Origin of the sequence: Frondihabitans peucedani, from assembly GCF_039537585.1 — a bacterium.
Lineage (GTDB): Bacteria > Actinomycetota > Actinomycetes > Actinomycetales > Microbacteriaceae > Frondihabitans > Frondihabitans peucedani.
In genome coordinates this window covers 1,595,418-1,607,893 of sequence record NZ_BAABAU010000001.1, presented here as the reverse complement: position 1 = coordinate 1,607,893, position 12,476 = coordinate 1,595,418, and the positions used below count along the sequence as shown (strand labels likewise).

Genomic DNA, 12,476 nt, shown 5'->3' with positions numbered 1-12,476 from the left:
GATCAGTGCCGGTGCTTCCAGAGGTAGGGGAGGAAGAAGGCGAGGTTGGCACTCCCGCCCATGGTGGAGCGCATGATGACCTCGGTCTCGAGGTCGAACTCCCGCTGTGCCTCGGGGCTGTCGCAGGCCTCGGCCTCGTCGGGGAGGTACGAGCACTGCTCGATGAGCAGCCTGGTCTCTCGCCGTGCCTCGCGGACGAACTTTCGCGTGTCGTGATCCATCGGTCTTCGTCGCCTCTCTGCGCCGCCTACCCTGACCGCCGACTCCACTGTCGGCGATCCTTTTACGATACATCTGTCGCTCGGGCATCGCATCGCGCGCTACTGCCGCCCGGGCGCTCGCTTCACTCGGGGGCGCCTCCTCACCGCCGCGCCGGCTCGGCGCCGACGACCTCCACGCCCGCGTCGACCGCGGCAGCCGCGAGGGCGGCGTCGAAGGTGGCCACGGCTGCGCTCGTGTCGATCGCGAGACGCAGGACGACGGCGTCCGGCATCCTCACTCGCGCCGTGGCGCGCTGGCGGGCGAGAGCGCCCGCGTCGACGGTCAGGGGGACGACCTGCACGCCGATGGCGTCGAAGACGGCCGATGCCTCGTCGTCGCGGCCGGCGCGGGCCGGATGCACGAGCGCCTCGGCCAGGGTCAGGACGCTGACCGACAGTTCTTCGCCGATGTTCGCGTCGAGCAGTTCCACTGCTCCCTCGTGGTGCGGGTCGGCGGGGTCGAGCAGCGCGATCAGGATGTTCGCGTCGAGGACGATCACTCGGGCCACTCGTCTCGGGCTCTGCGCGCGGCGTCGGCCGGGAACACCCCCTCCAGGGACCCCGCGTGCTTCCGCAGGGCCTCCCGGCGCTCGTCGAGCACGCGTGCCCGCTGCTCCTCGAGAGCGACCGCGCCCCACTCGACGATGCGGCGCAGGAGCGCGGCCCGGTTGTCGCGGAGCTCGGGCCACGTGACCGCCGCCAGATCGATGGCGCGGGCAACCGTCGGCGTCTCGGTCACGCTGTAGCGGTGCAGGGTGGTGGTCATCCGCCCAGTGTAGCACCGGAGCCGGGTGCAGCACCTGGCGCCGGTGCAGTACCGAGGGGCGAGCGGCGCCCTCAGCCGAGGAAGCTCGAGACCTCCGCGAACGGGACGTCGGGGAAGGCCTCGGCGGTGCCCGCGTGGGTGAGGCGGCCCGAGACGCTCGACACGGCGGGGAGCAGCGCAGGATCCCGCCGCACCGCCTCCTCCCAGCCGTTCTCAGCGACCGCGACGACGTACGGCAGCGTCGCGTTCGTCAGGGCGAGCGTGGACGTGGAGGCGAAGCCGCCGGGCATGTTCGCGACGCAGTAGAACGTCGAGCCCTCGACTGGGTAGGTCGGGTCGTCGTGCGTGGTCGGGCGGCTGTCCTCGAAGCAGCCGCCCTGATCGATCGCGATGTCGACCAGGACCGAGCCCGGCTTCATCCTGCGCACGAGATCGTGCGACACGAGCTTCGGCGCCTTCCTGCCCGGCAGGAGCACCGCCCCGATGACCAGGTCGGCCTCGAGGACGCTCTGCTCGATCTCGAACGCGTTCGAGACGACGGTCTTGACCTTGCCGCCGTAGATCTCGTCGATGTGGCGCAGGCGCGGGATCGACAGGTCGAGGATCGTGACGTCGGCTCCCGAGGCGTACGCCTGGCCGAGGGCGTTGGTGCCCGCCTGCCCGGCACCGATGATGGTGACCTTCGCCGGACGGACGCCGGGGACTCCGCCGAGCAGGACGCCGCGCCCGCCGTGCGCGCCCATCAGGTGGTAGCTGCCGACCATGACCGACATGCGGCCGGCGACCTCGCTCATCGGAGCCAGGAGAGGCAGGGAGCCGTCGGCGAGCTGCACGGTCTCGTAGGCGATCGAGGTGGTCCCGGACGCCACGAGGGCCTCGGTCAGCGGCCGGTCGGCGGCGATGTGCAGGTAGGTGAAGAGCAGGAGGTCGTCGCGGAGGTGGTGGTACTCGGCCTCGACGGGCTCCTTGACCTTGACCACCATCTCGGCAGCCCAGGCCGCCTCGACGTCGCCGAGCGTGGCGCCAGCCGCGACGTACTCGTCGTCGGTGATGGCCGCGCCGAGACCGGCTCCGCGCTCCACCACGACGGCGTGGCCGCGCCCGGTCAGCTCGAAGACGCCCGACGGCGTGAGCCCGACGCGGTTCTCGTGGTTCTTGGTCTCTCTCGGTACGCCGATGATCATGCGCACCATGATGCTGCCGATTTGTTTCGAGGGCGTGAAGTCCGCACGAAATTCGGCAGGATCGCATCACCTGCGTGATCCTGCGGTCGGAGCCGGGAGAATGGCCGAGAGAGCGAACCGGATTCGAGAGGAGCACGGGTGGAGATCACACTCGACGAGACCGACGAGCGCATCGTGTGGGAACTGACCCGCAACGCCCGTCTCAGCAACAAGGACCTCGCGGAGCGGGTGGGGATCGCCGCGTCGACCTGCCTCGTCCGGGTGCGCGCGCTGCAGGACGCCGGGGTCATCCGGTCGTTTCACGCCCACCCCGACTGGGCCTCGCTCGGGCTCTCGGTGGAGGCGATCGTGGCCGTGCGGCTCCGAGCGCAGGCCCGAGGCCAGATCCAGACCTACGCGCAGCGGGTCATCGCCCTGCCGAACGTGATCAACGTGTTCTTCCTGGGCGGCGCGGACGACTTCTTCATCCACGTCGCCTGCTCGTCGACCGCGCAGCTCCGCGACTTCGTCGCCCAGCAGCTCAGCATGGACACCTCCGTCGCGTCGACGCAGACGAACATCGTGTTCGACCACCTCTCGGGCGTCGAGCACATGGGCCCCGGCACCGGCTGGGCGGAAGCGCGGCGCAGAACACAGCGCTGACGGCGTCGCTAGGCTGCGAGCATGTTCGTCGACCTGCCCGAATCCGAGCTCCGCCAGTACCGCAGCAGCCAGGCGGACCCCGCCGACTTCGACGCGTTCTGGCGCGACACCCTCGCCTCCAGCCGCCGCCACGCCCTCGGAGTCGCCGTCGAGCCCGTCGACACGGGTCTCCAGACCGTCGACGTCTTCGACATGACCTTCGCCGGCTATGAGGGGCAGCCCGTCCGCGCCTGGCTGCGCGTGCCGCACGCCGCGACCGGTCCGCTCGCGACGATCGTGCAGTTCCAGGGCTACGGCGGCGGCCGAGCCCGCGCGACGGAGGACCTCCTCTGGGCGTCGGCCGGCTACGCGCACCTCCTCGTCGACACGCGAGGCCAGGGCTCGACCTGGGGCGGCGGCGACACCCCTGACCCCGAGGGCTCAGGGCCGCAGGGCCCGGGGTTCATGACGCGCGGCATCGACAGCCGCGAGACCTACTACTACCGCCGCGTCTTCACCGACGCCGTGCGCGCGATCGAGGCGGCTCGCTCGCTCGAGGTGGTCGACTCCGACAGGATCGTCGTGCTCGGCGGCAGCCAGGGCGGCGGGATCTCGCTCGCCGTGGCCGGTCTCGTCGACGGGCTCGCGGGCGTCTTCCCGCGGGTGCCGTTCCTCTGCGACTTCCCGCGCTCGACGACGATCACCGACAGCGACCCCTACAAGGAGATCGGTCGGTTCCTGGCGACGCACCGGCACAAGGCCGAGGCCGCGCACGGCGTCCTGGCCTACTTCGACGGTGTCAACTTCGCGAAGCGCGCCTCGGCGCGGGCGTGGTTCACTACGGCCCTGATGGACCCGGTGTGCCCGCCGTCGACGGTCTTCGGGGCTTACAACGAGTACGCCGGCCCGAAGGAGATCACCGTCTGGCCGTACAACGGGCACGAGGGCGGCGGCGCGTACGACGACGAGGCGACCCTCAGGATCCTGGCCGACCTCTTCGCCTGATCCTTAAGGCCGGTCGAGAGCGGGCCGGCCCCGCTCAGTCGACCCCGCGCCGCACGGCCTCGCTGACGGCCGAGTCGACGCCTCGGCGCCACGGACCGCCGTGGCCCGGCAGCACGCTGGTCGCGCCCGTCTCCCGGAGCGCGCTGAGCGACGCGAGCGCCTGACCGCTGTCGGCCGTCGCGGCGCCCGCGACGATCTGCGGGCCGGTCCGCCCGTTGTACGGGTCGAGGGTGACGAGCGCGTCGCCCGAGAAGACGACGTCGCGCGAGGGGAGGTGGATCGCGACGTGGCCGTCGGTGTGGCCCGGCGTCTCGACGAGGGCGGCCTCCCGGAGGATCCCGTCCGGCAGCGGGAGCGGGGCCGAGTCCACCCCGTGCACCGTGAGCGCGCCGTCGGCGGCCATCCGCAGCAGGAACGGCAGCCCGCCGGGGTGCGTCAGCGGGTAGCCGAAGCGGGAGCGCTCGTGCCGGTACGAGTAGGGGTGCAGAGCCAGGAACCGGTCGGCCGCGTGCACCCAGACCGGGACCCGCCACTCCGTGCGCATCCGGCGGGCGCAGCCGACGTGGTCGAAGTGCGCGTGCGTCAGGAGCACCCCCTCGACGTCGGACGGGGAGGCGCCGAGCTCGTCGAGGGCAGCGCCGATCTCCGGCCAGAACGCCGGGAGACCGGCGTCGACGACGAGCAGCCTCCCGGCGTCCTCGACCAGGAACATGTTCGTGTGGGCGCGCGTGATCACGTGGACGCCCTCGGCGACGTCGCGGATGAAGGTCATGGTCGGTCTCCTCTGGGACTCGGGGTGCGCCCCCTGTACTCCCCGCGGGAGGCTCCGTCCAGTCTCGGGCCGGGCTCTCTCGATCCTGCGGAACGCTGCTGCGACGGTCTGTCAAGGGGGCGACGCGAGGTGGGGAGAGGCCGTCCGGGGGCGCCTACTCTGACCCGCACTGCGGCCGTCGGCCGGAGCGCACCGACGATCAGGAGGCGACATGAAGGCGATGACCTATCGGGGTCCGTACCGGATCCGCGTCGAGGAGAAGGACATCCCCAGGATCGAGCATCCGGGCGACGCGATCGTGCGGGTCACCCTCGCCGCCATCTGCGGCTCCGACCTGCACCTCTACCACGGGCTGATGCCGGACACGCGGGTCGGCATGACCTTCGGCCACGAGTTCATCGGCGTCGTGCAGGAGGTCGGGCCGGACGTCCGGAATCTGAAGGTCGGCGACCGGGTGATGGTGCCGTTCAACATCTACTGCGGCACGTGCTGGTTCTGTGCGCGCGGCCTCTACTCGAACTGCCACAACGTCAATCCCAACGCGACGGCGGTCGGCGGCATCTACGGCTACTCGCACACCTGCGGCGGCTACGACGGTGGTCAGGCCGAGTTCGTGCGGGTACCGCTGGCGGATGTAGGGCCGCAGGTCATCCCGGACGACATCGACGAGACCGACGCTCTCCTCATGACCGACGCCCTCTCGACCGGGTACTTCGGAGCCCAGCTCGGCGACATCGTGGCGGGCGACACGGTCGTGGTGCTCGGCGCCGGGCCGGTCGGCCTGTTCGCAGCGAAGTCGGCCTGGCTGATGGGTGCCGGGCGCGTGATCGTGATCGACCAGCTGGAGTACCGCCTGGCGAAGGCGCGCGAGTTCGCGCACGCCGAGACCCTCAATTTCGCCGAGTACGACGACATCGTGGTCGAGCTGAAGAAGCAGACCGACTACCTCGGCGCCGACGTCGTCATCGACGCCGTCGGCGCGGAGGCGGACGGCAACCTGATCCAGCAGGTCACGGCGACGAAGCTCAAGATGCAGGGCGGGTCGCCCGTCGCGCTGAACTGGGCCATCGATGGCGTGAGGAAGGGCGGGACGGTGTCGGTGCTCGGCGCGTACGGCCCGATCTTCAGCGCCGTGAAGTTCGGCGACGCGATGAACAAGGGCCTCACCCTGCGCATGAACCAGGCACCGGTGAAGCGCCAGTGGCCGCGGCTCTTCGAGCACATCCGGGCCGGCTACCTCAAGCCGAGCGACATCGTCACCCACCGCATCCCCCTCGACGACATCGCCGAGGGCTACCACCTGTTCTCGGCCAAGCTCGACGGCTGCATCAAGGCCGTCGTCGTCCCGAGCGCGAACTGAGGAGGACACCGTGAGCGAAGAAGACGTGCCCCTGGCCTACGTCGCCGACAAGCCCCGGCCCGGGGCGGAGTCGCCGGACGAGCTCCGACGCAGGATCCCGGGGTGGGGCGCCGACCTCGATCCTGCCGACCGCCCGTCGGTTCCCCGGCTCGACCGCGACCTGCCCGACACGGGCGCCCACTGGACCTTCCCGGCCCGGCAGCCGGGCGGCGAGGGACGCGAGCGCTCGATCGAGCACGCGTTCGTCACGCCGGTGTTCGGGACGGTCGCGCCGCTCCGGGGCCTCTCGGGCGTCGTCCGGCGGTTCGCCTACAGCCGCTTCAGCGAGGGCCGCGCAGCCCACTGGCTGCTGCTCGTGCTCGGAGACCGCGTCGACGTCGCGGAGAGCCGGGTCGAGGCGATCCTGCGCGGCCGGCCCGACCGCCTGATCGCCGAGACCGGCATCGGCGCCGAGAAGGGCGTGCACCCGGTGGCGTCGCGACTGCGCAGCACGCGGTCCGACACGCATCACACCTGGATGGACCCGTTCGTGGTCTCGGCGCCGTGGATCGCCGCGGCGGTCGTCGGCTGGCGGATCGTGCGCCGGGTCCGTCGGTGAGTCCTCCGCCTCTCTGACACGCCGGCGCGAGCGGGCCCCGGGTGCGGTCGCACCCGGGGCCCGTCTGTCGTCTCAGAGGATCGGCTTGCCGCCCGTGACCGCGATCCTGGCACCCGAGATGTAGCTCGCCTCGTCGGACGCGAGCATCACGTACGCCGGCGCCACCTCGGCCGGCTGGCCCGGCCTGGCGAGCGGCACGTCGCTGCCGAACGACTCGACCTGCTCCTCCGGCATGGTCGCCGGGATCAGCGGGGTCCAGATCGGCCCGGGAGCGACGCTGTTCGCGCGGATGCCCTTCTCGGCGAGCATCTGCGGGGTTGACAACGCGTCACAGACGAGGGGCCCGCTGGTCAACCCCGCCCGGGAAAGGGGGCGCTGGCTTCGGGGGGAGGACAGGATCGGTCGTGTCCGGCGGCTCCCGGACCGGGCGCGAGTGCAGGGCAACGGCACTCGCGCCCCCCCACCACGATCTCGACGACGAGGACAGATGACGACGATCGCCGGACCCGCCTCCACACCCGCACCCGACGTCGACCGGGGATTCCTCCGGCGGCTCACGTTCGCGTGCGCCTGGGGCGAGGGGCTCGACGGGTTCGACCTGGGGCTCCTGAGCGTGGTCCTGCCCCTCATCACGACGGCGCTCCACATGACCCCGGTCGAGGCCGGGCTGATCGGCGCCTCCTCGCTCATCGGCATCTTCGTCGGGGCACCGCTGGCGGGCTACCTGACCGACCGGTTCGGCCGCCGACTGATCTTCAGCATCGACCTGATCGCGTTCGTGATCCTGGGCCTGCTGCAGGCGCTGGTGGCCGATCCGTGGCAGCTGCTGGTCGTCCGGATCCTGCTCGGCGTGGCGATCGGCGCGGAGTACTCGATCGGCGCGGCGATGCTCGCCGAGTTCACCCCCTCGCGGGGTCGGGGGCGGCGGCTGTCGGCTCTGCTGGTGTGCTGGTACACCGGCTACCTCGTCGCCGTCGTCGTGGCGTTCATCATGACCGAGGCGGGCCACCTCTCGTGGCGGTGGGTGCTCGCGGTCAGCGTGGTGCCGGCGGTGGTGACCGCCCTGGTCAGGATCGGGTTCCCCGAGTCTCCGCGCTGGCTCATCGGGCACGGCCGCGAGCCCGAGGGGCGGGCGATCGTCGACCGGTATCTCGGCGGCTCGGCCTCGTACGACCAGGAGCAGTTCGGCGGCGAGAGCAGCGGCAAGAGCGGCTACGCGCAGCTCTTCACGCCGGAGAACCGGGGGAGGGTGCTGTTCCTCTGCGTCTTCTGGGCCTGCAACGTTGCGCCCTACTTCGCGATCTTCACCTTCGCGCCGACGGTGCTGAAGTCGCTCGACCTGAGCAACGAGACGGCGGGGACCATCGTGCTCAACGCGATGGCGGCCGTCGGCGCCGTCGTCGGCATGATCACGATCGAGCGGATCGGCCGGCGGGCCCAGGCCGTGCCGCCCTTCTGGATCATGGCGGCCGTCCTCGCGGTCGTCGGCTTCTGGGCGGGCGCCCCGGGCTGGATCATCGTCGCCTGCTTCGCGATCTTCTCGTTCTTCAACGCGCTCTCGGGGAACCTCACGGCCGTCTACCCGATCGAGACCCTGCCCACCGCGATCCGCTCGAGTGGCGTGGGCTTCGCGGCCGCCGCCAGCCGGGTCGGCGCCGCGGCCGGGACCTTCCTGCTGCCGATCGGCATCGCCGCCCTCGGCATCGGGCCGTGCATGCTCATCGCCGCCGCGGTCTGCGTGGTCGGAGCGCTGATGAGCCAGTTCCGGGCGCCGGAGACGACGAACCGCGACCTGGTCGACACGAGCACGTCGCCCCTGCGGATGGGCGGGGCGGAGACGGCGCGGCGGCGCTGACCGTCGGGGCTGCCGGTCGAGTGCCGGCGGTGCTGCTCCGAGTGCCCCGTTCGGGAGTCTGTCGGCCGCGCGTCGTTCGCCCGTAGTCTGGCGGGACACCAGCCGTCGGGCCGGTCTCCCCACGGATCAGGGCGGCTCAACGACCTGCGGCGATCCGAACCCACCACTCGGAGCACCCCGACATGACCTGGCTCGCGCCTGTCCTCCTGCGTCCCTATCACCGCCAGCGGTACCGGCTCATCGGCCAGGAGCCGCGCGGCCTTCCGCGCCCGCACGACGGCTCCTTCGCCCACGCGACGGGACTCAACCCCGACCGGGTCCTGCTCTTCGGCAACGGCATCGCCGTCGGGTGGGGCGTCGCCAGCCAGGAGCTCGCGCTGCCCGGTCAGCTGGCGCGTGCCCTCAGCGCCGAGACCGGTCGCGGCGCCGACGTCGAGGTCCTCTCCGACTCGGGCTGGGACATCGAGTCGGCGGCAGGAGCCCTCGCCGGCCGTGACCTCGCGGGCTACGACGCCGTGGTCGTCGTGATCGGTGTGAGCGACGCCTACCGGTTCCTCCCCTCGAAGCGCTGGGCAGACGCTCTGACGGGCCTCCTCGACGTCTTCGAGCGCGAGACGTCGGCGACGACGACCATCACGCTGATGGGGATCCAGCCGGTCTCGTCGGTGCCGCTCTTCCGCCGTCGGCCCGGCGACCCGACCGACCGGTGGGCCGAGAGGCTCAACCGCGTCAGCAGGCGAGTCCTCGCGGACCGGCCGCGGGTGAAGTACCTGGCGCCTCCCGCGGTCGACCCGAAGGCCGGCCGCAGCCCCGGCACCGGCGCCGAGGACCCGCGCTACCGGTCGCCCCGCCGCTTCACCGAGTGGGCGCTCACCCAGGCGGCGTTCCTCGCCCCGCAGCTCGACGCCGAGAGCGGCATCGACCGTCCCGCCCGTCGCGCCCGCAACCGCCCCCAGCGCACGGAGCGCCGACTCGAGACGATCTGGGACCTGGGGCTCATGGACAGCCCCCGCGAGAAGCGCTACGACGACATCGTCCGGAAGGCGCAGCAGATGTTCGGCACGCGCGGCGCCGCGTTCAGCGTCCTGGACGACAAGCGGCAGTGGAACAAGGCCGTGGTCGGGGTCGAGGCGCGGGAGTGGCCGCTCGACGACTCCTTCTGCCGCACGACCATCGAGCACAGCCTGCCCTTCGTGGTCGAGGACGCCCGGAGCGACGACCGCGCTCCGAAGGACACGCCGATGCGGTTCTACGCCGGCTACCCGGTCGAGGCGCCCGACGGCACCCGGATCGGCGCCCTCTGCGTGTTCGACGAGTCGCCGCGGCCGGCCGACTCGATCGACCTCGTGATCCTGCGCGACCTGGCACTGGCGATCCAGCGCGAGCTCGCCGCCGGCTGAGGCCCGGCTGCCGCGTCGGAGCGGACCTAGACTCGCCGCGTGACCTCCTCCTCGCGCCCCGCCCGACGCCGTGGCCGCCGCGCCCTGACCGTCCTCGTCGCCGTCGTCGTCGTCCTGGCCCTCCTGGCCGTCGGCTTCCTGGTCTGGGCCCACGTCGTGATGCCGGGCGACCGGACGGCCGCGCTGAAGGTCTGGCGCGACGACCGCGTGAGCGTGCAGGATGCGGGAGACAGCGTGATCCTGCGCCCCACCGGACCCTCGAACGGCGTCGGCGTCGTCTTCCTCCCCGGCGCGAAGGTCGACCCCTACGCCTACCTCGCCACCTTCGACGGGGTTGCGGCCTCGGGCACCACCGTCGTCATCACCAAGCCGACGCTCAACCTCGCCTTCTTCGACACGCGCTCGCTCGCCACCTTCGAGGAGCACGCGCCCGACGTGACGACCTGGGCCGTCGGCGGCCACTCGCTCGGCGGAGTCCGGGCCTGCCAGCTCGCCACCACGCCCGGCACCGCGGGGCTGCTGCTCCTCGGGAGCTACTGCGCGAACGACCTCTCGTCGTCGTCGCTCGACGTGCTGAGCCTCTCCGGCTCGCGCGACGGGCTGTCGACGCCGGCCAAGGTCGGCGCGGCGCGGCACCTCCTGCCGGACTCCGCCTCGAGCGTCGTCATCCGCGGAGCCGACCACGCGCAGTTCGGGCACTACGGCGAGCAGCCGGGCGACAACCCGGCGACGGTGTCGCACGCGCACACCGACCGGGTCATCACAGCACAGGTGTCGCGCTGGGCGGCGTCGCTCGGCTGAGCCGGGCTTCCGGCTCGCACCCCCGATCGTCGGCGGCACCCCGTTCCGCCGGGGTTCGGGCGGCGGACCGGGGTGCAGGTCGGGTCGCAAGACCTTCCACGCGCCGTGTCGATCTGACACGATGCCGTTCGACGCGTGTGTGAAGGCGTCAGAAGACGCCGCACCGCTCGGACGAAGGGGTCCCCGTGCTCGAAGTCGACGCGCAGCGCCTCCTCGATGAGGTCTGGCGCGCTGAGGCCCCGAGGATCGTCGGCGCTCTTGCCCGCCGCACCGGCGACGTCGACCTCGCCGAGGATCTCGCGCAGGAGGCTCTGGCGCAGGCGCTCGAGACCTGGCCGCACACGGGTTCCCCGCGGAGTCCCGGAGCCTGGCTGACGACGGTCGCAAGCCGCCGGGCCATCGACGAGTGGCGGCGCCGGAGCCGCCGGGAGGCGCACGACGCCGAGCTGGCGCGCGACCTCCGAGAGGCCGAGGCCCGGAGCGGCGCCGAGGGCGCGGCCGACTCCTACGATCCCGACCGGATCGACGACGACGTCCTGCGCCTGATCTTCGTCGCGTGCCACCCGGTACTCAGCCGGGAGTCGCAGATCGCCCTCACCCTCCGAGTGGTGGCCGGGCTGACCACGGTCGAGATCGGCCGGGCGCTCCTCGTGCCGGTCGCCACCGCGCAGCAGCGGATCGTCCGCGCCAAGAAGACCCTCCGGGCGGCCCGCGTGCCCTTCGAGGTGCCGACGCGCGACGAGTATCCGGCGCGTCTCGCGGCCGTCCTCGGCGTCGTCTACCTGCTCTTCAACGAGGGCTACGTCGCGACCTCCGGAGACGCGCTGCTGAGAGTCGACGTGGCCGACGAGGCGCGCCGCCTGGGCAGGATCCTGCAGCACCGACTGCCCCGCGAACCCGAGGCGCACGCGCTGGTCGCTCTGATGGAGCTCCAAGCCTCGCGCTTCGCGGCCCGGGTCGATGCCGCGGGCGACTCGATCCTGCTCTCCGACCAGGACCGGACGCTCTGGGACGCGCAGGCCATCGCCCGCGGCCGCGACGCCCTGACGACGGCCGACGCCCTCGCCCGCGGGCGCGGCCCCTACGCCCTGCAGGCCGCGATCGCCGAGGTGCACGCCGCCGCGCGCACTCCCGACTACACCGACTGGGACGCGATCGTGGTGCTGTACGACGCCCTGGTCGCGCTCACCGGGTCGCCCGTCGTCGAGTTGAATCGGGCCGTCGCCGTGTCGATGGCCACGGGACCCGCCACCGCGCTGCCGCTGGTGGACGCGCTCGAGGCGGCCGGCGACCTCGAGCGGTATGCGCCGTTCCACGCGGTGCGCGGCGACCTGCTCTCCCGGCTGGACCGCTCGGCGGAGGCGCGCGCGGCGTTCGTGACCGCCGCCGGCCTCAGCACCAACGAGCGCGAGCGCGCGGTCCTCGCCGACCGCGCAGACGACACCACCCCGCGAAAGGACGCACCATGAAGTTCCTCCTGCTGATCCACAACACCGCCGACGGCGACGAGGTCCTCGAGGCCGCGCTCGGCCGACCGGACGACCGCGACTCGACCCACGCGGGGGTCGTCGCCGAGCTGGCAGCGTCGGGGGAGCTCCTCCAGATCTCGGCCCTCGAGTACGACCGGACCCTCGTGCGCAGGACCGAGAGCGGCCCCACCGCGATCACGGACGGCCCGTTCACCGAGTCGCGTGAGATCGTCGGCGGGTTCTACCTCATCGACGTCGGCGGACTCGACCGAGCGGTGGAGATCGCCGGCCGGCTCGAGGAGGCCCGCTTCGCGCCCGTCGAGGTGCGGGCGCTCGCCTCCGACGGTTGAGCGGCGCCCGAGTCCGACGCACACCCCCGACACCA

14 protein-coding genes and 1 pseudogene are annotated in these 12,476 nt (G+C 72.2%); 9 read left to right on the top strand and 6 right to left on the bottom strand.

The features are described 5' to 3' along the window. Positions 1 to 2: 2 nt before the first annotated feature. The 4 genes from ABD733_RS07375 to ald form a co-directional block, all read right to left on the bottom strand. Complete coding sequence (locus tag ABD733_RS07375) at positions 3 to 221, bottom strand: hypothetical protein (RefSeq protein WP_344794584.1); 219 nt, start codon at positions 219 to 221, stop codon at positions 3 to 5. 140 nt (positions 222 to 361) lie between these two features. Beyond that, the gene (locus tag ABD733_RS07370; protein WP_344794582.1) at positions 362 to 760 is read right to left on the bottom strand and encodes a type II toxin-antitoxin system VapC family toxin; all 399 of its coding nucleotides are present in this window, start codon (positions 758 to 760) and stop codon (positions 362 to 364) included. Next, positions 757 to 1,026, bottom strand: coding sequence for a hypothetical protein (locus ABD733_RS07365; protein WP_344794580.1), 270 nt, complete (start codon positions 1,024 to 1,026; stop codon positions 757 to 759). The genes ABD733_RS07370 and ABD733_RS07365 overlap by 4 nt, the downstream gene beginning before the upstream one ends. Before the next feature lie 71 nt (positions 1,027 to 1,097). Continuing rightward, positions 1,098 to 2,210, bottom strand: a complete 1,113-nt coding sequence (gene ald / locus ABD733_RS07360; protein WP_344794578.1) for an alanine dehydrogenase — start codon at positions 2,208 to 2,210, stop codon at positions 1,098 to 1,100. Positions 2,211 to 2,348: 138 nt separating this feature from the next. Here ald and ABD733_RS07355 point away from each other — a divergent pair, with 138 nt between their 5' ends. Together ABD733_RS07355 and ABD733_RS07350 are read left to right on the top strand one after the other, a co-directional pair. Beyond that, positions 2,349 to 2,852, top strand: coding sequence for an Lrp/AsnC family transcriptional regulator (locus ABD733_RS07355; protein ID WP_344794576.1), 504 nt, complete (start codon positions 2,349 to 2,351; stop codon positions 2,850 to 2,852). A 21-nt stretch (positions 2,853 to 2,873) separates the two neighbouring features. Continuing rightward, the gene (locus ABD733_RS07350) at positions 2,874 to 3,836 is read left to right on the top strand and encodes an acetylxylan esterase (RefSeq protein ID WP_344794574.1); all 963 of its coding nucleotides are present in this window, start codon (positions 2,874 to 2,876) and stop codon (positions 3,834 to 3,836) included. Between the two features lie 34 nt (positions 3,837 to 3,870). On the opposite strand, the gene ABD733_RS07345 is transcribed toward ABD733_RS07350, so the two are convergent. Then, positions 3,871 to 4,608 (bottom strand): MBL fold metallo-hydrolase, encoded by a 738-nt coding sequence (locus ABD733_RS07345; protein WP_344794572.1) that lies wholly within the window; start codon positions 4,606 to 4,608, stop codon positions 3,871 to 3,873. 211 nt (positions 4,609 to 4,819) lie between these two features. On the opposite strand from ABD733_RS07345, the gene ABD733_RS07340 reads away from it, so the two are divergent. Then, complete coding sequence (locus tag ABD733_RS07340) at positions 4,820 to 5,968, top strand: zinc-dependent alcohol dehydrogenase (RefSeq protein ID WP_344794570.1); 1,149 nt, start codon at positions 4,820 to 4,822, stop codon at positions 5,966 to 5,968. A 10-nt stretch (positions 5,969 to 5,978) separates the two neighbouring features. Then, positions 5,979 to 6,566, top strand: a complete 588-nt coding sequence (locus ABD733_RS07335; RefSeq protein WP_344794568.1) for a hypothetical protein — start codon at positions 5,979 to 5,981, stop codon at positions 6,564 to 6,566. Positions 6,567 to 6,638: 72 nt separating this feature from the next. Here ABD733_RS07335 and ABD733_RS07330 read toward each other — a convergent pair. Then, positions 6,639 to 6,872: pseudogene (locus ABD733_RS07330) on the bottom strand (SDR family oxidoreductase); the annotation flags it as partial. 181 nt (positions 6,873 to 7,053) lie between these two features. Between ABD733_RS07330 and ABD733_RS07325 the strand changes: the two are divergent. The 5 genes from ABD733_RS07325 (at position 7,054) to ABD733_RS07305 (ending at position 12,441) form a co-directional block, all read left to right on the top strand. After that, positions 7,054 to 8,421 (top strand): MFS transporter, encoded by a 1,368-nt coding sequence (locus tag ABD733_RS07325; RefSeq protein ID WP_344794566.1) that lies wholly within the window; start codon positions 7,054 to 7,056, stop codon positions 8,419 to 8,421. A gap of 182 nt (positions 8,422 to 8,603) precedes the next feature. Continuing rightward, entirely contained in the window at positions 8,604 to 9,821 is a 1,218-nt protein-coding gene (locus ABD733_RS07320) for a GDSL-type esterase/lipase family protein (protein ID WP_344794564.1), read from the top strand. Between the two features lie 39 nt (positions 9,822 to 9,860). Then, positions 9,861 to 10,622 (top strand): alpha/beta hydrolase, encoded by a 762-nt coding sequence (locus ABD733_RS07315; protein WP_344794562.1) that lies wholly within the window; start codon positions 9,861 to 9,863, stop codon positions 10,620 to 10,622. A 185-nt stretch (positions 10,623 to 10,807) separates the two neighbouring features. Then, entirely contained in the window at positions 10,808 to 12,091 is a 1,284-nt protein-coding gene (locus ABD733_RS07310) for an RNA polymerase sigma factor (protein WP_344794560.1), read from the top strand. Further along, positions 12,088 to 12,441 carry a YciI family protein gene (locus ABD733_RS07305; RefSeq protein ID WP_344794558.1) on the top strand — a complete coding sequence of 118 codons (354 nt, stop codon included), beginning with the start codon at positions 12,088 to 12,090 and terminating at the stop codon, positions 12,439 to 12,441. Before ABD733_RS07310 ends, ABD733_RS07305 begins: the two co-directional genes overlap by 4 nt. Positions 12,442 to 12,476 lie beyond the last annotated feature (35 nt).

Coding starts and splice junctions, on each gene's coding strand:
- ald (WP_344794578.1), bottom strand. CDS start 2,210: ATGATCATCGGCGTACCGAGAGAGACCAAGAACCACGAGAACCGCGTC.
- ABD733_RS07375 (WP_344794584.1), bottom strand. CDS start 221: ATGGATCACGACACGCGAAAGTTCGTCCGCGAGGCACGGCGAGAGACC.
- ABD733_RS07325 (WP_344794566.1), top strand. CDS start 7,054: ATGACGACGATCGCCGGACCCGCCTCCACACCCGCACCCGACGTCGAC.
- ABD733_RS07345 (WP_344794572.1), bottom strand. CDS start 4,608: ATGACCTTCATCCGCGACGTCGCCGAGGGCGTCCACGTGATCACGCGC.
- ABD733_RS07305 (WP_344794558.1), top strand. CDS start 12,088: ATGAAGTTCCTCCTGCTGATCCACAACACCGCCGACGGCGACGAGGTC.
- ABD733_RS07340 (WP_344794570.1), top strand. CDS start 4,820: ATGAAGGCGATGACCTATCGGGGTCCGTACCGGATCCGCGTCGAGGAG.
- ABD733_RS07365 (WP_344794580.1), bottom strand. CDS start 1,026: ATGACCACCACCCTGCACCGCTACAGCGTGACCGAGACGCCGACGGTT.
- ABD733_RS07350 (WP_344794574.1), top strand. CDS start 2,874: ATGTTCGTCGACCTGCCCGAATCCGAGCTCCGCCAGTACCGCAGCAGC.
- ABD733_RS07320 (WP_344794564.1), top strand. CDS start 8,604: ATGACCTGGCTCGCGCCTGTCCTCCTGCGTCCCTATCACCGCCAGCGG.